Raw genomic sequence first — 22,276 nt, 5'->3', positions numbered from 1 at the left:
TCGGCGGTGAATATCCCATTACGACGACGGTGTCATTTGCCTGAACCCGTCCTCGTCATCACGACGTTAGCACGTCGACCTACCTCATGGAGGTTCAAGTAAGTGATGCATCCTCGTAAACGATGGGCCGTGCCCTTGGCATTGCTCGTCTCCTTCTCAATACCCGCCTCGGCGCTCGCCGCGGTTCCGCACGGCAGTAGTGCGAACATCGCCCAATCGCCGGGCGATGGGACATCGGACACGGACTATGCAGCCTATGTCTTTCCGTATTTCACCGGTGAAAGCACGGATGACGGAGAAAAAATTCATCTTGCCGTCTCTAAAGGGTCTGATCCCAATAGTTGGTACACGCTCAATGACGGCAAACCAATTTTGGAATCAGAGCTAGGCACCAAGGGCCTACGCGATCCTTTCCTGATCCGATCGGAAGACGGTTCAAAGTACTACCTGCTAGCCACCCGACCTCAAAATGTATGGTGGTGGTACCTTCGGTGACGCCCAAGAAACCGGAAGCCACTCACTGATGATCTGGGAGTCCTCGGATCTGATCAACTGGTCCGACCAGCGCGAAGTGAAGCTCTCGCCAGATAACTCCGGGAACCTGTGGGCTCCGGAAGCACACTGGGATCAGGCCACCGGCCAGTACGTGGTTTACTGGGCTTCAGCCCTCTATCCCGATGATGTTCCCGCAGATCAGCGCGACATCAAAGACTCTTACCAGCGCATGATGTACTCCACCACCTCTGACTTTAAGGACTTCTCAGAGCCCAAGGTGTGGATTGATGAACGTCAAGGTCCAGGGCTGGGAATGATTGACTCCACCGTGGCAGAGGTCGATGACACCTACTACCGTCTGACCAAAGACGAAGGCGACATGAGCGTTCGCATGGAGTCCTCGCCAGAATTGCTGCGCACCCAGGGTGTGAGCGAAGGCGATGGATGGGACCTGTTGGCCGAGCATATCGGTGTGGGTCAGCCTAACCCTTGGGGTGGCACTTTTACCTCGGGTGAAGGCCCGACGATGTTCCCCTCACTGACCGACGACAGCTGGTATCTGATGATCGACCAGCCTTCGTACCACGGCGGCAAGGGCTATATGGTGTTCGAGACCGAGGATCTGGCCGGTGGACAGTGGACCAGCGTGCCCGACGCGAAACTTCCCACCAGCCCACGCCACGGCACCGTCCTACCTATTACCGCCGAAGAGCAACAGGCGCTGATCGCCGCTTATCCTTCCAGCGAAGAACCAGAAACCCCGGGGCCAGTTGTTCCCGGACCGGACCCCGAACTTCCCGAAGGTACCTTCCGTGAGGAATTTGATGGGACCGAACTGGATGACCGGTTCTCCATTATTAACGAACAAGCCTCAGCTTGGCAGCTCAAGGATTCAGCCCTGGTGCTGACCTCTCAACGAGGGGACACCTGGCAGGATTCCAACGACGCCAAGAACCTGTTCATGGTTGATGTCCCGGCCGGCGATTTTTCGGTGGCCACCCACCTCACCGCCCCGGTATCTAAGGACTTCCAAGGCGCCGGACTATTGGCTTGGAAAGACTTCGATAACTACGTCCGTGCTGGCTTGGCCCATGTCTCCAGTGCCGCCGAAGGCCCGGTGGTGATCGAAAGCGCTGCCGAATCGGCCGGAGCATATGCCTCCCAATTCACCGCGCGGCCAGAATCCACCACCGAGTGGTTGCGGTTAGACCGCAAGGGCAAGGAAATCACTGTTTACTACGGTGACGCAGAAGGAAACTGGGCCAAGGCCTCAAGTTTCACGGTGGATTGGAACGCCACCAAGGTTGGCCTGTATGCGCTGGCCGCACAGGACGGCACCGGGCATACCGCATCCTTCGACAGCTTCTGGCTGGATGAATCCGGGGCAACCGACCTGGTGCCCACCGATCCATTTACCTTGAACCCCACCGATGATTCGCTCTACCTCGCCGCCGATAAGAAGCAGCGACTAGAACTGAGTACTACCCGTCCAAGCACCGCCCTGCGCTTCACCGCCAAGGAATCGGGCGAGGGGAATTCTGAGACCGAACATCCATTGATCCTCTCCAGCGCCAATGGAAACCTGTCGCACAGAAATGGGAAACTGCAGCTGAGCGAGGGTGCAGAAACCACGTGGCGGATCGTAGATGCCGGCGGTGGCAAGAGCTATCTACGCTTAGCTGGAGCTACCAATGAAAATGCTGCGTGGGTGATCCGCCATAAGAACGGTTCACTGCGTTTGGGCGCCAAGTCCCAAGCCGTGAGCTTCACCCTAGGCTCCGGTGAACTGGGGCAACAAGAACTGAATATCGATGGTGATGCCACGGCGCATGACATCAGCGATACGATGTACGGTGCCTTCTACGAGGACATCAACTACGCCGCTGACGGTGGGCTCTACGCCGAGCTGGTACGCAACCGATCCTTCGAATTCAGTAAGGCCGATAATAAGGACTTCACGCCACTGACCGGGTGGGAAACCATCGGTAAGGCAGAAGCGAAAGTCAGTTCTGAACGCGCTGAATGGCTCAACGACTCCAACCGCGCCTACCTTGAACTGAAGGCTACGGCCAAGGGTGATGGAATTCAGAACCAGTCCTATAACTCGGGGCTCGCAGTGAAGAAGGGAGCCAAATACGACTTCAGTGTCTTCGCACGATCTGCCAAGGCCCAGACGCTCGATGTTCAGCTCACCGACCCGCAGACCTCCAAGGTCTACGGCAGCGCAAGCATCAAGGTGGACGGCAGCGACCAATGGAAACAGTACAAGGTCACGATCAAGGCTAAGGCAAGCACCGATTCGGGCCGTCTGAGCCTTGCGACCACGGCAGCCGGATCGCTCAAGCTGGACATGGTCTCCCTGTTCCCACAAGATACCTGGGTGGGTCCAGTGAACGGCAAGTCCGTACTGCGTAAGGATCTGGCCGAAAAAGTGGCCGACCTGAACCCCAGCTTCCTGCGTTTCCCCGGTGGCTGTGTCACCAACGTTGGAACTTTCGACACCTATGAAGAATCCGATGGTCAGGACCGCCAGCGTACCTACCAGTGGAAGGAAACCATCGGGGCAGTTGAAACCCGTCCGACCAACTGGAACTTCTGGGGCTACAACCAGTCCTACGGCATCGGCTACCTGGAATACCTGAAGTGGGCCGAGGACTTGGACGCCACCGCGCTACCGGTCGTCTCGGTGGGAGCCAATGGTTGTGGTTCTAAGATTCCAGAAATGACCGATTCCGAACGCATCGATCGCTGGGTTCAAGACACCTTGGACCTGATCGAATTTGCTAACGGTGACACGAACACCACCTGGGGTGCCAAGCGTGCCGAATTGGGTCACAGCAAACCGTTCAACCTGAAGTACATCGGACTGGGCAATGAAGAAGTGACCAAGACCTTCGAAGCGAACTTCGGCAAATTCCGCGACGCCATCGAGGCGAAGTACCCGGAGATCACCATCATTTCCAACAGCGGCCCCGATGACACCGGAACCCGCTTTGATGAACTCTGGCGGTTTAACAAGGCCCAGGGCGTGGACATGGTCGACGAACACTACTACAACGACCCCTCCTGGTTCCTGGGCAACGACGAGCGTTACGATTCCTATGACCGCAGCGGCCCAGCCGTGTTCTTGGGGGAGTACGCCTCACGTGGCAATAGCTTCGCCAACGCCCTGTCCGAGGCTGCTTACATGACCGGCCTGGAGCGAAACTCGGACGTTGTGAAGCTCGCATCCTACGCACCCATGTTCGCCAATGAGGACTATGTTCAGTGGGCCCCGGACATGATGTGGTTCGATAATAAGCAGTCCTGGGGTTCGGCCAACTACTACAACCAGAAGTTGTGGATGAACAACGTCGGCGATCAGGTGGTCCCTTCCACGCTGACCGGGAAGAGCTCCACCGCACCGGATTTGACCGGCGGCGTCTTCCTGAGCAGCTGGCAGACCAAAACCTCCTACGACAACCTACGCGTCACCGACAATGAATCCGGTGAAGAACTCTTTAGCGACGACTTCACCGATGATTCGAAGTGGGAAGCGCAACGCGGTGCCTGGAATGTTGAAGATGGGCGCTACGTGCAGTCGGATACGAACATCGAGGATGCTCGTAGCCTGATCACCGGCGCCTATGACAAGGACTGGAAGAACTACACGGTGGAACTTACCGCGCGGAAGGACGCCGGCAAGGAAGGCTTCCTCATCGGCTTCGCCGCCGGGGCCGCCGACAAGTTCTACTGGTGGAACCTCGGAGGTTGGGGCAACACTCGTTCGGTCCTGGAACGTGCCGACTCTGCCCGCCAGGGTGAGGTGGCTGCCGGTCCAAACCTGAGCCTGGAAACCGGTAAGGACTACCAGGTGAAGATCGTGGTTGAGGGAAATACCATCAAGCTGTACCTCGATGGTGAATTCCAGTTCGAGTACACCGAACCTGCCGCCAAGCCGCTCTACCAGGTGGTCACCCGCGATACCGAGAACAACGAGCTGATCGTGAAGCTGGTCAACCCTACCGCTACCGCATCACAGACCAAGATTTCGGTAGATGATGTCAAAGTTGGTTCCACGGTTAAGGCCACGGAACTGGTCGCGGCTCCCGAGGCGCAGAACACCAAGGAGGATCCGATGAAGGTTTCTCCTAGGGACTTCAAACTCAAGGCCGACAAGAATGGCCTTGACTATGAGGTTCCGGCCTACTCGGTCACGTTCTTGAGGCTGACTGTGAAGTAACAGTTTCTTCACCTGGGTGCGCATGCCCCGTACCAGCGATAGATTGCTGGTACGGGGCATGCTTATTTGGCACGGCTTATTTGGCACGGCAGTTTTGAGGCTCAAGGAGGATCTGATGACTCATGAAGCTAGGGTAGTGGTGAGCATTGAGCAATCCACGGCCACGGTGCTACTGGATAACCCCGGGCAGTACAACGCACTGACCAAAGATATGTGCCTGCAACTGCTCGGCGCCTTCGCCTCCCTGGCCGCCGATCCCACGGTAGCCACCATTGTGGTGCGCGGGGCAAATTGTAGTTTCTGCTCCGGCATTGCCATCGACCAGATGGACCGGGTGCTCTTTGACCGGGACGATCGAGGGGAACTGATCAACCACTTTGACCTGGTCGATCGCAGCATTCAAAACTGTGGCAAAACCACGATCGCCGTGGTGGAGGGCAATTGTTTCGGGGGAGGCTGGCAGCTGGCCGCCGCCTGCGAAATGCAGTTGGCCAGCGATCAGGTGCGTTTGGCGATCACCCCAGCGAAAATCGGGCTGGTCTTTCCGCGCCCAGGCATCGAGCGTCTGGTGCGCACCGTGGGGGAAGACCGCGCGAAGTACCTGCTGTATTCTGGCGCCAGGCTTTCGGCCGAAGATATCAAGAATTGGGGTCTATTCACCCTGGTGGTCCCGCACACCGAACTAGAAGCGCGCCTGGGTCAATTGCTGAGTCAGCTGCAGGCGAATTCCGCGTATTCGATCGATCGTACCCGTGAAGCGATCGCACTGGCCGTTAACGCTGAGCCCAGTGATGACTGGTGGGACTCAGCCTGGGAAGAGAACGCGCAGAATGAGGACCTGGCCGAGGGGCGCGAAGCCTTTCTGCAGCACCGCGCCCCAGACTTTCCTAGTAAAAAATAGCTACTCGCGGTCGAACTGTGCCACCAGTTCGCGCTTGAGCACCTTACCGGAAGGACCCAGTGGGAATTCTTGGACGATCTGAATATGGCGCGGATACTTATAGGCGGCCATTTGCTCCTTGGCCCAGTCGCTGAGTTCGTCGACGCTCAACGTTGACCCGGCCTTGAGCGTCACCGAGGCGACGATCTCCTGGCCATGCTTTTCATCGGGCACCCCGTACACCGCGGCATTGGAAACGTCCGGGTGGCTGGTGAGCACTTCTTCGATCTCGCGTGGGTACACGTTGTAGCCATTGCGCAGGATCATGTCCTTGGTCCGGTCCAGGATGCGCAGGTAATCTTCCTCGTCCTTGGTACCCAAGTCGCCGGTGCGGAACCAGCCATCCACCACGGCCTCGGCCGTAGCCTCTTCACGATTGAGGTAACCGGAGAACAGGTTATGCCCGCGCACCACCAGTTCGCCCAGTTCCCCGCGGGGCAGCAACCGAATCTCCTGTGGGTAGGCAGGATCGGCGATCTCTACCTCTACGCCCCATACCGGGGTGCCCACGGTGCCCGGGCGCGGTTCACGACCCACATGGTTAAAGCAGGCCACCGGGGAGGTTTCGGTCAGTCCGTAGCCCTCGTAAATGCGCGATCCAAAACGCTCTTCAAAGGCGGTGAGTACCGACAGGGGCAGTGAGGCGCCGCCGGAGATGGCATAGCGTAGCTTGGTGGGTTTGCCCTCGCGCTGCGCCCCGGCCTCCAAGAGCGCCACATACATGGTCGGGACCCCAAAGAACACGTCAATATCTGCCTCCAGCACCAGCTCCAGGGCCGACTCGGCACTGAACTTAGGCAACAAGACAACCTCCGCGCCCGCGCGTAACCCGGTGTTCAAGACGCAGGTCTGCCCAAAGGTGTGGAACAGCGGCAGCCCACCAAAGAGCTTGTCACCGCGGCGAATTTCCATGGTGCTCAGCAAATTGGTGTGGGTCTGTTCGAGCAGTGCCAAATGGGTGCCCAGCGCTCCCTTGGGTTTGCCGGTGGTGCCCGAGGTGTACAGGATCGTGGCAATATCTTCGGGATGCCGTGGCAGGTAGGTGGTGATCGGGGTGGCGCTCGCCGCAAGATCCTCCAGACGGTTATCTGCCTGTGCCTCGGGATTCATGACGGTGAGCAGTGGCACCGAAGAATTTTTGGCCCCACCGGCCCCTTCGGCTAATAGTGGGGCGGCGCAGATCAGGAGTTTGACCTCGGCATCTTCGAGCACATAGGAAATTTCGCGGGCCTTGAGCAGTGCGTGGATCGGTACCACGGTGGCTCCCAGGGACAGGATCGCGTAGTACACGCGGGCGAAGTCGGTGACATTGGGGATCAGCACCGCCACTCGATCGCCCTCACTGATGCCGCGTTCTTGCAGTGCTCCGGCGTAGGCCTTGGTCTGCTCCCAGAGCTCGCGGTAGCTGGTGCTGGACCCGTTCATGGTGATGGCCGTCAGCTCGGGGTGGCGGGTGGCACCTTCGGCGAGGATGGCGGCGACCGAAAGGGTGAGATTGGAAGTGCTCATGTGCGTCTCCTCGAGAATACGATGTGGGATTGTGCCCTGTGTCACAAATAAGCGTAGAGGAACTGCGACTCAAATCAAGAGATTCAGTGTCGTAATAATGTCAGATTAAACTTTCGACCCATTGCTGATCTGCGCGGAACCGGAATAGACTCAGCGCATTGAGCTGGTATGAGCGCGAAATGGGGTTGCGATGCCGGTAGTCAGAGCCGAACGAGCCGAGCCTTGCTGGGTGGACTTGTTCACTAGCGATCTTGATGGTGCCATCGAGTTTTATTCCAGGCTTTTCGGATGGCAGATGCAGGGTGTTGCCCACAGTCGACCCGATCACTATCAGCAGGCGCAACTACAAGGGGAACCGGTCTGCGGTTTGGTGGCCAATGACGCTGAAGGCTCGGCGCCCGATGCGTGGATGACCTACCTGAGGGTGGCTGATATTCATTCGGCCATGTTCGCCACCAAACTTCACGGCGGCCAACGCTACCTGAAGCCCGTGGTGATGCCAGGACAGGGGACCATGGCGCTGATCGGCGATCCCGCCGGGGCAGGTGTGGGACTGTGGCAAGGATTTGCCCCGCAGGATCCAGAAAAGTCTCGCGGCCACGGACACCGCATCTGGAACGAATTACATACCAAGCACTTCGAGATCGTCGCGAGGTTCTACCGCGAAGCCTTGGGCTGGGAGCTAAACCCGGTCGCCGACTCGGCACAGTTCCGCTATTCCACGCTGGGGCAGGGGGCGCAGGCGGCCGCCGGGCTCTACGATGTTGCCGGCCAGGACACTGCCGAAGGCTGGCGCACCTACTTTGCGGTCAACAACACCGACGAGAGCGCCGCGCTGGCCCAACAACTGGGCGGCAGCATCATCAGCGAACCCCATGACTCCTTCTTTGGGCGCACCGCCATGCTCGCCGACCCCGGTGGCGCCGAATTTGCGGTGATCGCCCCGGTTAGGAATTAGCCGAACGCTGCCAAAGATAGGGCGTGGTGGTCGAGACTTTCACCAGGCCCCGGGCCTCTAGGATCGGGCGCGAATACTCGGTGGAATCGCTGTGGACATAACGGTAGCCGCCGGCCAGCGCGCTGCGTGCCCGCGCCTCGGTGAGCGCACGGTAGATTCCGCGCCCCCGGTATTCTTCCAGCACCCCGCCACCCCAGAGCCCGGCAAATTCACTGTCGGCCACCGGCTCCAACCGTCCAGCCCCGACCATTTGCCCGTGGCTCGTGGCCACCCATAATTCCATGCCGTCTTTTCTGGCCATGCGGTTGATCAGCGCCTGCGTGGTCCCCGGGTCGTAGGGCTCATCAAAGGCCCGATCAACCATGCGACACATCTCTTCGATCTCACTGGAGCTACTAATCTGCCGAACTTCCACGCCCTCGGGCACCGGACGCCCGCTGATCAGTGATTCCATGGCGCCAATCATGATGGACTCGCTGGGCTCGGCGCTGAACCCCAGATCCTTCAGTACCTCATCCAGGCCCGGAGCATGGTCGTGCCCGCGCGTTTTGAACTCCACCTGCAAGATCTCGGGTTGCTCTGCAAAGTACTGAATCGCCTCGGGTGCCAACTGGGCCAAAGATTCTGGTTCTTGCCCCGTGAAGTGCGGGAAGGTGATAAATCCGCGGCCATTGGCGAATGTCACCAGGCGCAACGGGCCAAGGCGTTGCACGTTCAGGGCGCTGGGAGTTTCGGCGTCAGTGCGTAGCTGCTGATCGTAGAGGCCCAGCAAGCGTTCACGTGAAAGGGTCATTTGCTCAGTGTACGGATAATGGCGGTCAGAGTTCTCAACAAAGAACCCCGACCGCCACATATTCAGCTGCTAAAAGTGACCGCTTAGAAACTACTGCGCGAACTTTGGAACCACTTCATCAATGAAGAGCTTCAGTGAGCGCTTCTTCTCTTCATGGCTCATCGCATTGTCGCTCCAGAAGCTGTATTCGCTGACCCCGAGCTCTTCGTAGTGGCGTAGGCGATCCACCACGACCTCCGGGGTGCCGATCATGGCCGTTTGGTGCAGGGATTCGGGGGTGAATTCTTCACGACCGGCAAACTTTTCTTCGGGGCTTGGTTCGATAAAGCCGTTCACCGGCTGAACCTTGTTGCCAAAGACCGCGTCGAAGGTGCGGTAGAACTTTTGGATGCTTTCGGCCGCTGGACGCCAAGCCTCGGGCTCTTCAGCACTGTGCACATAGGTGTGGCGCAGCACCATGATGTCGGGGCGTTGCGAAATCTCAGGGTGGGCTGCGATGGCGGTCTCGTACTTTTGGACCAAGTCGTCGACTTCTTCGTCGCCCTTCATCAATGGGGTCACCATGACATGACAACCATTGGCTACCGCATAATCGTGCGATTCTGGGCTGCGGGCGGCGACCCACACCGGAATCTGCTGCTGTTGCGGCTTAGGCACCGACGTGGAGGTCGGGAACTGCCAAACGTCGCCATCATGCGCGTAGTCACCTTCCCAGAGCTTCTTCACCGCGGGAATCAGTTCCTGCATGGCCGCCCCGCCGTCGGTGGCTTTCATGCCTTCGGTCATCCGATCGAATTCATACTGATAGGCACCGCGGGCCACGCCCAATTCTGCGCGGCCGTTGCTGATGATATCGAGCAATGCCAGTTCGCCTGCTGCCCTAATGGGATTCCAGAACGGGGCGATGATGGTGCCTGCGCCCAAGCGAATGGTGGAGGTTTTGGCAGCGAGATAGGCCAGCTGGGGGATCGGGTTTGGGGAGACCGTGTACTCCATGGAGTGGTGTTCGCCGATCCAAACCGTGGAGAAGCCACCAGCTTCGGCCATTTGGGTCAGCTCAACCAGATTTTCGAAGTGTTCTTGGTGGCTGATGGTGTCGTCGTAGCGTTCCATATGGATGAACAATGAAAAGCGCATGGTGATCCTTCCTTCTTTGCTGCTGTCTTGCCTCAGGCAGTGGCCTGGGTGTTATTACGTTCGGCGATGGTTTGGTTGGTCCTGGACCAGTGCTCATGTTCGATTTCGCGCACGATCACGGTGATGTTCTCCGGTGCCGCATCAACCGTGTCTTCGGCGGCTTGATGCAGGGCAGAGATCAGGGCACGCAATTGTTGCGGGCTGCGACCCTTAGCGATAGAAACGTCGATCAATGGCATGGGTGGCTCCTTGACTAGCTACGCATCACGAAGGGATCGGCCACCGGGGATTCATCGGTATTGATCCAGACGCTCTTGAGCCGGGTGTATTCATTCATGGATTCCAGCCCATGTTCGATGCCAACGCCCGAGGACTTGAAGCCCTGACGTGGGGACATCGGCGACATGGCGCGGTAGGTGTTGACCCACACGGTGCCGGCTTCCAATTTGCGAGCCATGCGATGGGCGCGGGCCAGGTTCTGCGTCCACACCCCGGCAGCCAGTCCGTACTCGGTGTCATTGGCCATGGATAGCAGTTCGTCTTCGTGCTCGAAAGGCATGATCGCTGCGACCGGGCCGAAGATTTCCTCACGCACCACACGCATGTCATTGTTCACGTCGGTCAAGACCGTGGGGGAGAAGAAATACCCGGGCAGTTCCAAGCCCGCAGGACAGGTGCCACCGGCAAGCACCGTGGCGCCTTCATCCGCGCCGATCTTCACATAGGAGGACACCTTCTCCAGCTGGTCGGCGAAGGCCAGCGGGCCCAGCTCGGTGGAATCCGAGAGTGGGTCGCCAATAACAATGGACTTGGCGCGTTCGGTGACTCTTTCCAGCAGTTCGTCGTACACCGACTTGTGCGCAAAGACGCGGCTGCCGGCGATACAGGTCTGCCCGGCCGCTGCGTAGATTCCGGCCACCACACCCATGGCTGCGTTGGACACGTTGGCATCGTCAAAAACGATGTTCGGACTTTTACCACCCAGCTCCAAGGTGCAACCGATGAATCGGCTGGCGGCCTCGGCAGCGATCTTCGACCCGGTAGCGGTGGAACCGGTGAAGGAGATCTTGGCCAGCAGCGGATGCGAGACCAACGCGGCGCCGGCCTCGGCCCCGAAACCGGTGACCACATTGATCACTCCCGGTGGGAATCCCGCCTGGTCGGCCAACTCGGCGAGTAAGAGCACGGTGCGTGAGGTGTATTCGCTGGGTTTGATCACCACGGTATTGCCGGCGGCCAGCGCCGGGGCGATCTTCGAGGTGGTCAGGGTCAGCGGCGAATTCCATGGAGTAATCGCACCGACTACACCCAGCGCCTCGCGCTGTGTGTAGTTCAGGATCGCCGGGTTCATGCTCGGAATCTGGGAGCCCTGCACCTTGTCGGCCAACCCGGCATAGTAGTAGAGGTACTCGGGCAAGGTCGCCAGCTGGCCACGCATTTCACGTAGCAACTTGCCATTGTCCAAGGACTCGTAGCGGGCCAGCTTCTCGGAGTTCTCGCCGATCAGATCGCCCAGCCGGCGCAGCAGGTGTCCGCGAGCGGTGGCGCTCAGTGCGCTCCACGAGTCGGAAGTGAAGGCCTTGTGGGCGGCTTTGACGGCGCGGTCCACGTCTTCGGCATTGCCGCGGGCGACCTCGTAGAGCTCGTCGAGGGTTGCCGGGTTGGTGCTGGTGAAGAAACGATCTTCGCTGGGAGCGACGTGCTCGCCATTGATGAAATGCATGTAACGCTCACTCATGCGTGTTTCCCTTCGTTGTCGCTGAAAAAACTGTTCAATTCCGTGGCTAGGGCCAGGGGGTTCTCGACCGGAAGCATGTGCCGTGCGCTGGGGACGATGCGCAGCCGCGAATTAGGGATGGCTGCGGCTAGTCGGCGGGACATTTCAGGCGTCGATCCGGGATCCAGCTCGCCGGTAATCGCCAGTGTTGGCTGGGTGATCGCGGCCAGTTCCCCGGCGATCTCACGGTCACCGCGGGCGAACACCGCGTAGGCGTGCAAATAAGATTCCAGGTCGTTGCCCGCCATGATCTGGCGCGTGTCTTCGATCAGTTGCGGGTCCACCGCGCTCGCCGAAGCCGGAAACCAGCGTTCGATGGCACGGTCCACTCCCTGTGCGAAATTCGTGCCGGCAGTGGCTAGGCGTTCCTCTACCGCAGCGGCTTCTTCGACGGTGCGCTGGCATACCGAGTTGACCGCGGACAAGGTTAGTACCCGCTCGGGGGCGAAACGTGCCAGATACTGGGCGATGAGTGCTCCGAGTGAAAATCCCACCAGGTGCACCGGCTCACGGGTGTTAATGCGTTCGAGCACATCGGCGGCCATACTCGCAAGGCTCTGTGCACTGCGTAGCGGTGGGCGTGCCCCGTGCCCCGGCAGGTCCAGGGCCACTGACTCACGTCCTAGGTGCTCGCGCAGTGGCCCCCACATGCTCTGGTCCAATCCGACCCCATGCAGGAGCAGAACCGGTGGCTGCTTGGTGCTTGTCATACGTGCTTCGCTCCTTTGGGTGATGCGCAGTGCGCAGTATTACTGCTCGGTGCTCAGCGCGGCCAAACGTTCCTGCGGGCGACCACGGGTGGCGCCGGCCAGCGCGATCAGGATTTCGCCGGCGTGCGGGGCATCAGCGATCTTGACCTCGACGCTCTGGTGATGCGAACGGATCGTGGCATCGGTGAAATGCTTGAGCGGGATATCAAACTGCACCCCGGCCGGCCCACGCTTTTCCACGGCGGGCAACAAGGTCGTGGCCTTAGCCGCGTCGCGGAAGTGATTACCGAACTTCAAGGTATGGATCAACGCCGATCCATGCTCGATCTCCCCATCCAGGCCGACGATGGCCGCCTTGCCGTAGGCCTCAAGTGGGGCACCCAAAGCTTCGATCACCCGAGGGGCTAGCAACGCACCAAGATCCGAAGCGACCGCATCGATTCCTGGGTTCAGATCCTCAACAAAACCCTGGCCGGCCCAGGGATTCTCAATCACGGCGGCGACAATGGCTACACGTGCTACAGGGTCTACCGGACGTCCGCCTTCGGTGGCGATCTCTTCGACAATGGTCACTAGCTTGCGGTAGTTCATAGTTGGATTCCCTTCAATATTTCGGAAGTGATGGTGCGGTCGGTTGTTCGATCGCCGATTCGTGCATGTGGTCTGGGTCCGCTCGACGCCGCGGCAATGACGGCAATTTCTCCGGCATGCGGTGCATCGGACAAGAAGAGTTCGAGCGTCTGGTAATGGGTGCGGGTCGCCGCCGCACTCTTGTGCCACATCGGCACACGCAGCGTTTCACCGGGAACACCGCGGCCGTCGACAAAGCAGATGATCGAGCTGCCATCGAGGGCTTCGCGCAAGAGGTTGCCAAAGAACGGCGTGTGGATCAAAGCTCCGGCATGTTCCAGTTCTCCGTCGCTACCCACCAGTGCGGCCTTGCCGAAAGCCTCTACCTTGTCTGCGCCACCCAAGGCATCCAACAGACGATCTGCCAGTAACTTGGCGAGCAAGGGGGCGATCGCTTCGGTCCGTTCGGACAGATCCTGCGAGGTGCCGGTGCCGAGCCAAGGATTGGGAATCACTGCGGTGGCAATCGCGCGGGTGATGACACCTAGCTCGTGGTGCGGAACTTCTTCGACCGTGCACGAGATCTTGCGCAAACTGATAGCTTGGGCCACGTCCTGGTAGTCATCAAGCGTCGATCTGCTGCTCAAGTCAATGAGCTGCGGTGGTTGGGCCAGTGGAGCATTCATCTGCTATTCCTTTGCGTGGCTAGTGTGGGACTATGCCGGACTATCCCGGGTGTTCTTCGTCTTCTTTGAGCGCGGCCAGGGCCGCCGATTGGCTTGAAGCATTCACGTGTCTGCGCATCACCAGCTCCGCGGTCAACGGATCCTTAGAACTGATGGCGTCGATAATTGCCTGGTGCTCGTCTTGAGAGTTCTGCAAGCGCCCGGGCAGACTCAGGGTCTGCGAAACGATGCGATGGTAGGCCAGCTGGTTCATCAACAGGTCGTAGTGTTCGGACAGTTTTCTGCTGTCTGCCCCGGCGACCAGGGTGCTGTGAAACTCGTGCACCAATTGTGAATAGAGCTCGGCATCGCCGCGTTCAACCGCCTGGTGGCTGCGGGCAACATTTTCTTTGAGCTGTTCTAGCTCGGGTACCGCGCCCCGCCTGGCCAACAGGCCTGCGGCCAATCCTTCGAAGGCTTCTTTCAGCGAGAACATCTCGTGAATTTCGCGCTGGGTAGGTTTCCTGACGAAGGTGCCGACCCTGGCACGTACTTCGACCAACCCTTCGCGCTCCAGTTGTTTTAACGCTTCTCGGATGGGGGTGCGACTGACCTCAAAGTCTTGGGCCAGGGCCGTCTCAGCCAATAAGTCGCCAGGCTGAACAACCCCGGTGACGATCATTTGGCGCAGTCGGGCCAGCAGTGGCGTTTCTGGGGCGCTGGTGGTTTTTGATCCCACAGGTGAACTCTCTTGCATACAAGAACTCTAACCACAGATTTTCATGTATGCAAGAGAGTTCTTGTCAATCTGCATGAATTCGCTGAATTCAAGAGAATTTTTAAAAATGTGTTGACTGGATCACAGGCTTTGCTAGCATTTCTTGCATGCAACAAATCGTAAATTCACTTCAGCCCCTCAAAGAATCACTAGTTAGCGCTTGGGAGGTAGCCTGGGATCAGGGCCGCGTCGACGCCCTCGACGAGATCTTCCACGCAGACTTTCGACGCATCAGCAAAAAATCCAAAAATGTCAGCAGCCTCAATGAGCTCAAGACCGAGATCATGGCGGTGCGTGAAGCCTTCCCTGACCTGGTAACCACCATTGACCACCTGCTCGTGGACGAGAACGAACAGTCCATCGCGATCTTCTGGCACACCACCGGCACATTCATCAACGACCTACAGGGCGTACCGGCCACCGGCAACACCGTGGAAACCCGGGGCTCGAACCTTATTCAGATCCAGGACGGCAAAATCATCACCGAGCAGGTGACCTGGGACCAAAGCGAATTACTCGAAGATGTCGGTGTCCCCTCGCTCAAGTCAGCTTTTGAGTCCGCGGACGATGAAGTGGTCGTCGACGATCTGTCCGGCGTGCCGAAGCTCGACGAGCTCAAAGGCTTCAACCGCCAATTCATCACCGGGGTCACCGTGGTGACCACCAAGGACGAACACGGCAAACCTCGCGGGCTGGCCGCCAATTCCTACGTGTCGGTTTCGCTCGAACCACCACTGGTGCTGGTCTGTGTACAAAAGACCACCAGCACCTATGCATCGCTGTTCAAATCCACGCACCTTGGCATCAACATCATGAGCAATGGGCAACGTGACACCGTGGGCACCTTCGCTTCCAAGGGTGATGACAAGTTCGCCAACCTGGATTGGCATCAGGGGCCGAACGGCAGCCCGCTGATCGACGGTTCGGCAGCCTCCATCGAAGCAGAGATCAAAGAACGCTTCCAAGCCAAGACCCACACGGTGTTCATCGCCAAGGTCAAGCATTCCGAGGTGGCCGCCCTCGAACCCATGGTCTACAAGGCCGGACGGTTCTACGACGGTGCCGAACTAACAGCTCTATAGCCGGAAGATTCCTGAAAACCAACGAAGTGTGAGAGTCATGAGTACCGAAATCAACGAAAAGCAAGAAGGGCCGAACAAAGGCCCAACGCTCACCGGCGGCACCTTGCGTCGCGCCGCCGACAAGAACGAATCGAAACAGGTCTACAAGCGACTCCAGCGTCCGGGCAGCGTCCTGTTTATCTCGCTGTCGTTGATCGTGGTGTTTGTACTCTGGGCCGCCATCGCGCCACAGCGTCTGAACGCGCTGATGTCCGGGGCCTCCACCTGGTCGGCGCAGTACATTGGCTGGAGCTACCTGTTGGTAACGCTCGGCTGTATCGTCCTGATGCTCTTCCTGGCCTTCTCACGTTACGGAGGCATCAGGCTGGGCAAAGATGCCGATCGTCCCGAATTCACCACCTGGGCGTGGATCGCGATGATTCTCGGTGCCGTGATGGGCATTGGGCTCATTAGCTACGGCGCGGCCGAACCCATGAGCCACTTCATGGTTCCACCGCATGGTCGAGCCGAACCCGAAACCATGGATGCAGCGGTACTGGCCCTGCAATTCTCCTACTTCGACTGGGGCCCCAACGCCTGGGCGCTGTTCGGCGTCTTCGGCCTAGCCATTGCCTACTCCACACACCGCCGAGGCAATTCAGGTCTCGTCTCGGTGATGCTGCGACCGGTGCTGGGCAAATCCATGGACGGATGGCTCGGCAAGATCATTGACGTGTTCACCGTGCTGGCCACGCTTTTTGGTACGACCACCTCACTGGGCTTGGGAGCTTCACAAGTCGCCGAGGGACTGAACAGCCTCTTTGGGATCCCCACCGACCTGTTCGTCAAGATCGTGATCATTGCTGGCGTGACCATCGTCTTCACTCTTTCGGCCCTCTCCGGGGTGGGCAAGGGCATCAAATGGCTCAGTCAGGGCACCATGATCGGGGCCGCGGTGATCGGCATCTTTGTCCTGGTTTCCGGTCCCACCGGATTCATTTCCAACATCTATTTCCGTTCCATGGGGCAGTTCCTGGGCGAATTTCCTGCCGTGGCGTTGCTGACTCCCTCGGGTGTTGAAGACCTGCAGTGGATGCAGTGGTGGACCTACTTCATGATGGCCTGGTGGTTGAGCTGGGGTGCCTTCGTTGGTATTTTCTTGGCACGAATTTCCAAGGGTCGAACCATTCGTGAATTTGTCTTTGCCGTGATGGGCGTCCCGTCCCTGGTTTTCAGCGTCTGGTTCAGCATTTTTGGTGGCACCTCGATCCATCAGCAGATGAGCGGCAACTCGCAGATCGGGCAGGCGACTTTGCAAGATACGAACAGCACGTTTTTTGCCATGCTGGCCGAACTGCCCCTACCGGAAGTGACTTCCGCGTTTACGATCATCCTGGTGGTGCTGTTCTTCATTACCGGGGCGGATTCAAATACCTACGTGTTGGGAACTCTGACCTCGGGAGGCAATATGTATCCCAAGCGCCCGATACTCACGGTTTGGGGGCTGCTGACCGGTGTCTGTGCGATCGTCCTGCTGCTGGTCGGTGGTCTCGAAGCCCTACAGCAAGCTGCGATCCTCTCCGCTGTTCCCTTCACGGTCATCGTGACCTTGCTGGGGATCTCGCTGATGCGTGAGCTGCAAAGTGACACGCGCCTGCCGGTGGTCGCAACAGTGACCGAGGAATAAGTCGACACACGGTTTTTGCCAGCGGTGTGCGAGTATTGGCCAGAGTATGCAAACGCACCGCAAGGAGCAAGTTCATGGGCCGTAAGATCGTTCGCCGTCGCATTATCCGGGCAACCCGCGAGGGTGGCTGGCGGGTGCGCGAAGAAAAACTGGCCGGCGAGGAGCCGCTGGAAATCCGTTTCGGGCACACTTCCTACACCACCTCCATGCGCACCCCGGGCGACGACTTTGATATGGTCGCAGGTTTTTTGGTCGGCGAAGGGGTGATCCGTGCCTCCGAAGAACTGCTCTCGCTACGCTACTGCGCCGGCACCGACGAAGAAGGCAACCAGACCTTCAACGTGATCGAGGTGCAGCTCGGGCCCGGGGCCACACCCCCGGATCTGGCCAAGTCCCGCAATGTGGTGACCAGTTCGGCCTGTGGAATCTGTGGCACCAATTCGATCGACGAGGTGCGCAAAAAGGCCGGGTTCGCCCTGGATGCGCAGACCGGGATGATCGAGCTGGCGACCCTACTGGATCTGCCCGATACCCTACGCGAATCCCAGAAGCTGTTCTCTGCCACCGGGGGAGTGCATGCGGCGGGGCTGTTTTCCACCAGCGGTGAATTGTTGATCCTGCGCGAGGATGTGGGGCGGCATAATGCGGTAGATAAGGTGATCGGCGCGGCGCTACGTGCCGGGATGCTGCCGCTGAAGGATACGGTGTTACAGGTCTCGGGTCGGGCGTCCTTCGAACTGGTTCAAAAGGCTGCCATGGCCGGGATCGGAGTATTAACTGCGGTCAGCGCCCCCTCGTCCTTGGCTGTGGATTTGGCTGAAGAAACCGGGTTGACCTTGGCAGCCTTCTCCAGAAGTTCTAGCGTGAACATATATACACATGCGCATCGGGTCAACAGGGCGTAGCCTTGTAATATGTGATCTGGATATCAGTACCGATCGCGTTACACACAGGAGGGTCTCTTGCATCGTTCGGCACCTAAAAAGGACATCAACGAAGATGAACTGAAGGTCAGCGAGCCAGCCCATGCTGCCGCCGGGCTTAAAGCAGTCATGGTTTCCATGGAACGTGGCTTCAGCCAGGCAGGACCGTCGCGCACCCTGCGCTCGATGCTCCGGGTCAACCAGCACGGCGGCTTCGACTGCCCGGGCTGCGCCTGGCCCGAGTCCATCACCGAGCGACGCAAGCCCGCCGAATTCTGCGAAAACGGTGCCAAGGCCATCGCCGAAGAAGCCAGTGCACGCACCGTCACCCCAGAATGGTTCGCCCAGCACCCCATCGACGTGCTCAAGGACAAAACCGAATACTGGTTGGGCTCCCAGGGCCGGATCACCACCCCGATGATCATCCACGAAGGTGAAAGTCACTACCAACCCATCAGCTGGGCCGACGCATTTTCGACGATCGCCCAGCACGTGCACGCCAGCACCCCGGAAAAATGCGTGTTCTACACCTCCGGGCGCACCGCCAATGAGACCGCGTTCATGTACCAGTTGCTCGCGCGCTCGCTGGGCACGAACAACCTGCCGGACTGCTCAAATATGTGCCACGAATCCTCGGGTTCGGCGCTGAACCCGACGATCGGCATCGGCAAGGGCACCGTCTCACTGGAAGACTTCGAACACACCGAGCTGATCTTCGTGGTCGGGCAAAACCCGGGCACCAACCACCCACGCATGCTCTCCGCCCTGTCCGACGCCCGCAAACGTGGCGCCCGCATTGTGGCGGTCAACCCGCTGCCCGAGGCCGGCTTCTTCGGCTTCAAGGACCCACAGACCGTGGGTGGCATGCTCGGCAAGGCCGAACCGGTAGCCAGCGACTTCCTGCAGATCAAGGTCGGCGGCGACCTCGCGCTCTTCCAAGCCTTCGGACACCTGTTGCTGGAAGAAGAGGCCAAAAACCCCGGCAGCGTGGTCGACCACGAATTCATCAACCAGGTCACCGACGGATTCGACGCCTACCGCCAGGCACGCGCAACCCTGGACTGGGAGGCCACCGAAGAAGCCACCGGGCTGGGCCGGGCGCAAATCATCGAGATCGCGCAACTACTGATCAAATCCAAAGCGACAATCATTTGCTGGGCGCTGGGCCTGACCCAGCAGCCGCACTCGGTGCCGACACTGAAAGAAATCATCAATCTGTTGCTGCTGCAGGGCAACTTCGGCAAGCCCGGCGCCGGGGCCTGCCCGGTGCGTGGCCACTCCAACGTCCAAGGCGATCGCACCATGGGCATCTGGGAAAAACCGACCGAAAAACTGCTCGCCTCGATCGACAAAGAATTTGGCATCAGCTCACCACGAGCCCACGGCTACGACTCCACCGAAACCCTGCACGCCTTCGAAAAGGACGAGGTTGACGTATTCGTTTCCATGGGCGGAAACTTCGCGCTGGCCAATTCGGACACCGAAGCGCTGGAAGCGGGCATGCAGCGCGCCAAGCTGACCGTGCACGTTTCTACCAAGCCGAACCGTTCGCATGTGGTGCATGGCAAGACCTCGCTGATCCTGCCCACCCTGGGTCGTACCGATAAGGATGACAAGCACCCGGGCGGCCCGCAGTTCCTCTCGGTGGAAGACTCCATGTCGGTGATCAAGTCCACCCGCGGGCGGCTGACCCCGGTCTCCGATCACCTGCTGGCCGAACCGGTGATCGTCGCCCGCATGGCCCAAGCGATCCTGGGCGAGGACCACCCGATTGACTGGCGCGCCATGGCCGAAGATTACGACGTGATCCGCGACCACATCGAAAAGGTGTTGCCCGGGTTCGACGATTTCAACCGGCGCGTGCGCGATAAGAACGGTTTTGTGCTGCCCAACCCGCCGCGTGATACCCGTTCCTTCGCCACCGACATTGGCAAGGGCCGCTTTACGGTCTCCGAGTTTGAGTCCCTGCATGCACCCGAAGGTCACCTGATCTTGCAGACCATGCGCAGCCACGACCAGTACAACACCACCTTCTATGGGCTCGATGACCGGTACCGCGGTATTAAGGACGGCCGCCGGGTCATCCTGATCAACCCCGAAGACCTGGAAGCCACCGGGTTTAAGGACCGCGACCTGGTGGATGTGATCTCCACCTTCACCGGCACCGAACGCCGCGCCAATCGTTTCCGGCTGGTTTCCTACCCGACCGCCAAGGGTTGCGTGGCCGCCTACTATCCGGAGGCCAACGCGCTGGTGCACCGCGATCTGGTGGCCCGCGAATCCAATACCCCGGGCTTTAAGGCAATGATGGTGCGCTTCGTCGAACATACTCAACAACCCGGCGCAACCTTGGACTCCTAACCCAGGGGCTTGTCGGCCTCTTCGGTGGTGATGCGGGAGAATTAACAGCAACCCCACCGAAGAGGACCCCCATGAGTGCCATCAGTGCAAGACCCGAAGACGAACGCTTAAGCCCTGGCCGCACCGTGGCCTACGGCTTCCAACACGTGCTGACCATGTACGGCGGAATCATCGCCCCACCCCTGGTGATGGGCAACGCCGCCGGTATGGATACCGCCCAGGTCGGCGTGCTGGTGGCCTGCTGCCTGTTTATCGGCGGGCTGGCCACCATCCTGCAGACCCTAGGCATTCCGTTTTTTGGCGCCCAGCTTCCCCTGGTTCAGGGCACCTCCTTCTCCGGGGTCGCCACCATGATCGCGATCCTCAACGCCGACGGTGGTATGCCGGCGGTCTTTGGCGCGGTGCTCGCCGCGGGAGCGATCGGCATTGTGATCGCCCCATTCTTCGCGAAACTCCTGCGCTTCTTCCCGCCGGTGGTCACCGGCGTGGTCATCACCATCATCGGTGTCTCACTCTTCCCGGTCACCGCTGACTGGGCCATGGGCGGCTCGGCGGCCGGCGAAAACTACGGTTCGATGAAAAACATCGCGCTAGCGGCGATCACCTTGGTGATCCTGCTGGCCCTGTCCAAATCCGGGGTCCCCGCGCTTTCGCGCCTCTCAATCCTGCTCTCCATCGCCCTAGGCACGCTGGTCGCGGTCTTCATGGGCATGGCCGATTTCTCTCAGGTGCTTACCGGTGAAATTTTCGCGGTGCCGACCCCCTTCGCTTTTGGGCTGCCGATCTTTAACCTCAGCGCCATCATTTCGATGCTGATCGTCATCCTGGTGACCTACACCGAAACCACCGCTGACATGCTCGCGGTCGCCGAAGTCACCGGTTCAAAGGTGGATTCGCGCCGCATCGCCAACGGCTTGCGCGCCGACATGCTCTCCTCCACGGTCGCCCCAGTCTTCAACACTTTCACCCAGTCCGCCTTCGCGCAAAATGTCGGACTCGTCGCGATCACCGGAGTCAAGAGCCGCTTCGTGGTGGCCGCCGGCGGTGGAATCCTGGTCATCTTGGGCCTACTTCCGGTCCTCGGCCGAGTCATCGCCTCCATCCCGCAGCCGGTGCTCGGTGGCGCAGGCGTGGTGCTCTTCGGTTCGGTGGCCGCTGCCGGAATCCGCACCCTGGCCAAGGCCAAGGACGACAACTTCAATATGCTCATCATCGCGACCTCGCTGGCCTTTGGTTGTATCCCGATGGTCAAGCCTGACTTCTACGCGGCCTTCCCTAACTGGGTCGGCACCATCTTCCAATCGAGCATTTCCTCGGCGACGATCATGGCCGTTCTGCTGAACATCATCTTCAACGAGCTATCTTGGGGCCAGAAGAAAATCTCCCAGCGCACCATCTACAAGTACCAGCTCGACGCTTTGTCCGACGGCGATCACCTGATCGATGGCAAGCTCTACGATCACCAGGGTCTGGAAGTGCAAATCATCGCCGAGCAACCCGGTCAAGCCGGCGATCGGCCCATGCCTCAAGGCTGACCTCCGGCGCGTGCGCTTTCGAACTTTTCGACCTCCTAAGCGCACGCTCCATCCTGCTTTTTCAGCCTTGATCACCCCGTCAACCCGCCCCTGACCTGAAACATCAACGTGTTCTAAAAGTTATCCACCCGCAACCAAATAATCGAAGACATATT

General features: G+C 59.3%; 18 protein-coding genes. 9 read left to right on the top strand and 9 right to left on the bottom strand.

Going from position 1 to position 22,276, the window contains the following annotated elements; translation table 11 throughout:
* The first annotated feature begins 102 nt into the window (after positions 1–102).
* The 3 genes from QMQ05_RS14560 (at position 103) to QMQ05_RS14550 (ending at position 5,618) form a co-directional block, all read left to right on the top strand.
* A complete protein-coding gene (locus tag QMQ05_RS14560) occupies positions 103–495 on the top strand; it encodes a hypothetical protein (protein ID WP_345471158.1) in 393 nt (130 codons plus the stop codon).
* Positions 470–4,717: an alpha-L-arabinofuranosidase C-terminal domain-containing protein gene (locus QMQ05_RS14555; protein WP_345471157.1), complete on the top strand. Its 4,248-nt coding sequence runs from the start codon at positions 470–472 to the stop codon at positions 4,715–4,717. The genes QMQ05_RS14560 and QMQ05_RS14555 overlap by 26 nt, the downstream gene beginning before the upstream one ends.
* A 115-nt stretch (positions 4,718–4,832) precedes the next feature.
* On the top strand, positions 4,833–5,618 hold the full coding sequence (locus QMQ05_RS14550) for an enoyl-CoA hydratase/isomerase family protein (RefSeq protein WP_345471155.1): 786 nt from the start codon (positions 4,833–4,835) through the stop codon (positions 5,616–5,618).
* On the opposite strand, the gene QMQ05_RS14545 is transcribed toward QMQ05_RS14550, so the two are convergent.
* Positions 5,619–7,166: a long-chain-fatty-acid--CoA ligase gene (locus QMQ05_RS14545; RefSeq protein WP_345471153.1), complete on the bottom strand. Its 1,548-nt coding sequence runs from the start codon at positions 7,164–7,166 to the stop codon at positions 5,619–5,621.
* A 190-nt stretch (positions 7,167–7,356) separates the two neighbouring features.
* Here QMQ05_RS14545 and QMQ05_RS14540 point away from each other — a divergent pair, with 190 nt between their 5' ends.
* Positions 7,357–8,124 (top strand): VOC family protein, encoded by a 768-nt coding sequence (locus QMQ05_RS14540; RefSeq protein WP_345471151.1) that lies wholly within the window; start codon positions 7,357–7,359, stop codon positions 8,122–8,124.
* Here the strand turns inward: QMQ05_RS14540 and QMQ05_RS14535 are convergent.
* From QMQ05_RS14535 to QMQ05_RS14500, 8 genes are all read right to left on the bottom strand, one after another.
* Positions 8,114–8,917, bottom strand: a complete 804-nt coding sequence (locus QMQ05_RS14535; RefSeq protein WP_345471149.1) for a GNAT family N-acetyltransferase — start codon at positions 8,915–8,917, stop codon at positions 8,114–8,116. The genes QMQ05_RS14540 and QMQ05_RS14535 overlap by 11 nt on opposite strands.
* 90 nt (positions 8,918–9,007) lie before the next feature.
* The gene (locus tag QMQ05_RS14530; RefSeq protein WP_345471147.1) at positions 9,008–10,054 is read right to left on the bottom strand and encodes an LLM class flavin-dependent oxidoreductase; all 1,047 of its coding nucleotides are present in this window, start codon (positions 10,052–10,054) and stop codon (positions 9,008–9,010) included.
* Between the two features lie 32 nt (positions 10,055–10,086).
* Positions 10,087–10,293, bottom strand: a complete 207-nt coding sequence (locus tag QMQ05_RS14525; protein ID WP_345471144.1) for a tautomerase family protein — start codon at positions 10,291–10,293, stop codon at positions 10,087–10,089.
* A gap of 14 nt (positions 10,294–10,307) precedes the next feature.
* On the bottom strand, positions 10,308–11,792 hold the full coding sequence (locus QMQ05_RS14520) for an aldehyde dehydrogenase (protein ID WP_345471142.1): 1,485 nt from the start codon (positions 11,790–11,792) through the stop codon (positions 10,308–10,310).
* Positions 11,789–12,541, bottom strand: a complete 753-nt coding sequence (locus QMQ05_RS14515) for an alpha/beta fold hydrolase (RefSeq protein ID WP_345471140.1) — start codon at positions 12,539–12,541, stop codon at positions 11,789–11,791. The genes QMQ05_RS14520 and QMQ05_RS14515 overlap by 4 nt, the downstream gene beginning before the upstream one ends.
* 39 nt (positions 12,542–12,580) lie before the next feature.
* Positions 12,581–13,132, bottom strand: a complete 552-nt coding sequence (locus tag QMQ05_RS14510; protein ID WP_345471138.1) for an amino acid synthesis family protein — start codon at positions 13,130–13,132, stop codon at positions 12,581–12,583.
* The gene (locus QMQ05_RS14505; protein WP_345471136.1) at positions 13,129–13,797 is read right to left on the bottom strand and encodes an amino acid synthesis family protein; all 669 of its coding nucleotides are present in this window, start codon (positions 13,795–13,797) and stop codon (positions 13,129–13,131) included. Before QMQ05_RS14505 ends, QMQ05_RS14510 begins: the two co-directional genes overlap by 4 nt.
* Positions 13,798–13,837: 40 nt before the next feature.
* Entirely contained in the window at positions 13,838–14,533 is a 696-nt protein-coding gene (locus QMQ05_RS14500; protein WP_345471135.1) for a GntR family transcriptional regulator, read from the bottom strand.
* A gap of 128 nt (positions 14,534–14,661) precedes the next feature.
* Here QMQ05_RS14500 and QMQ05_RS14495 point away from each other — a divergent pair, with 128 nt between their 5' ends.
* From QMQ05_RS14495 to QMQ05_RS14475, 5 genes are all read left to right on the top strand, one after another.
* A complete protein-coding gene (locus tag QMQ05_RS14495; RefSeq protein ID WP_345471133.1) occupies positions 14,662–15,636 on the top strand; it encodes a flavin reductase in 975 nt (324 codons plus the stop codon).
* Positions 15,637–15,673: 37 nt separating this feature from the next.
* On the top strand, positions 15,674–17,302 hold the full coding sequence (locus QMQ05_RS14490; RefSeq protein ID WP_345471132.1) for a BCCT family transporter: 1,629 nt from the start codon (positions 15,674–15,676) through the stop codon (positions 17,300–17,302).
* Between the two features lie 74 nt (positions 17,303–17,376).
* On the top strand, positions 17,377–18,207 hold the full coding sequence (fdhD, locus tag QMQ05_RS14485) for a formate dehydrogenase accessory sulfurtransferase FdhD (protein WP_345471131.1): 831 nt from the start codon (positions 17,377–17,379) through the stop codon (positions 18,205–18,207).
* A gap of 57 nt (positions 18,208–18,264) precedes the next feature.
* Entirely contained in the window at positions 18,265–20,586 is a 2,322-nt protein-coding gene (locus QMQ05_RS14480) for an FdhF/YdeP family oxidoreductase (RefSeq protein ID WP_345471129.1), read from the top strand.
* Between the two features lie 71 nt (positions 20,587–20,657).
* Positions 20,658–22,121 carry a nucleobase:cation symporter-2 family protein gene (locus QMQ05_RS14475; RefSeq protein WP_345471127.1) on the top strand — a complete coding sequence of 488 codons (1,464 nt, stop codon included), beginning with the start codon at positions 20,658–20,660 and terminating at the stop codon, positions 22,119–22,121.
* Positions 22,122–22,276 lie beyond the last annotated feature (155 nt).

Source organism: Glutamicibacter sp. B1, assembly GCF_039602135.1.
GTDB lineage: Bacteria > Actinomycetota > Actinomycetes > Actinomycetales > Micrococcaceae > Glutamicibacter > Glutamicibacter ectropisis.
The sequence above is the reverse complement of the archived record's forward strand: the minus strand, read 5'-3'. Positions and strand labels throughout refer to the sequence as shown.

Bases quoted from the DNA above. Each gene is read 5' to 3' on its own strand.
- QMQ05_RS14555 (WP_345471157.1), top strand. From the start codon at position 470: ATGTATGGTGGTGGTACCTTCGGTGACGCCCAAGAAACCGGAAGCCAC.
- QMQ05_RS14550 (WP_345471155.1), top strand. From the start codon at position 4,833: ATGACTCATGAAGCTAGGGTAGTGGTGAGCATTGAGCAATCCACGGCC.
- QMQ05_RS14545 (WP_345471153.1), bottom strand. From the start codon at position 7,166: ATGAGCACTTCCAATCTCACCCTTTCGGTCGCCGCCATCCTCGCCGAA.
- QMQ05_RS14540 (WP_345471151.1), top strand. From the start codon at position 7,357: ATGCCGGTAGTCAGAGCCGAACGAGCCGAGCCTTGCTGGGTGGACTTG.
- QMQ05_RS14535 (WP_345471149.1), bottom strand. From the start codon at position 8,917: ATGACCCTTTCACGTGAACGCTTGCTGGGCCTCTACGATCAGCAGCTA.
- QMQ05_RS14530 (WP_345471147.1), bottom strand. From the start codon at position 10,054: ATGCGCTTTTCATTGTTCATCCATATGGAACGCTACGACGACACCATC.
- QMQ05_RS14525 (WP_345471144.1), bottom strand. From the start codon at position 10,293: ATGCCATTGATCGACGTTTCTATCGCTAAGGGTCGCAGCCCGCAACAA.
- QMQ05_RS14520 (WP_345471142.1), bottom strand. From the start codon at position 11,792: ATGAGTGAGCGTTACATGCATTTCATCAATGGCGAGCACGTCGCTCCC.
- QMQ05_RS14515 (WP_345471140.1), bottom strand. From the start codon at position 12,541: ATGACAAGCACCAAGCAGCCACCGGTTCTGCTCCTGCATGGGGTCGGA.
- QMQ05_RS14510 (WP_345471138.1), bottom strand. From the start codon at position 13,132: ATGAACTACCGCAAGCTAGTGACCATTGTCGAAGAGATCGCCACCGAA.
- QMQ05_RS14505 (WP_345471136.1), bottom strand. From the start codon at position 13,797: ATGAATGCTCCACTGGCCCAACCACCGCAGCTCATTGACTTGAGCAGC.
- QMQ05_RS14500 (WP_345471135.1), bottom strand. From the start codon at position 14,533: ATGCAAGAGAGTTCACCTGTGGGATCAAAAACCACCAGCGCCCCAGAA.
- QMQ05_RS14495 (WP_345471133.1), top strand. From the start codon at position 14,662: ATGCAACAAATCGTAAATTCACTTCAGCCCCTCAAAGAATCACTAGTT.
- QMQ05_RS14490 (WP_345471132.1), top strand. From the start codon at position 15,674: ATGAGTACCGAAATCAACGAAAAGCAAGAAGGGCCGAACAAAGGCCCA.
- fdhD (WP_345471131.1), top strand. From the start codon at position 17,377: ATGGGCCGTAAGATCGTTCGCCGTCGCATTATCCGGGCAACCCGCGAG.
- QMQ05_RS14475 (WP_345471127.1), top strand. From the start codon at position 20,658: ATGAGTGCCATCAGTGCAAGACCCGAAGACGAACGCTTAAGCCCTGGC.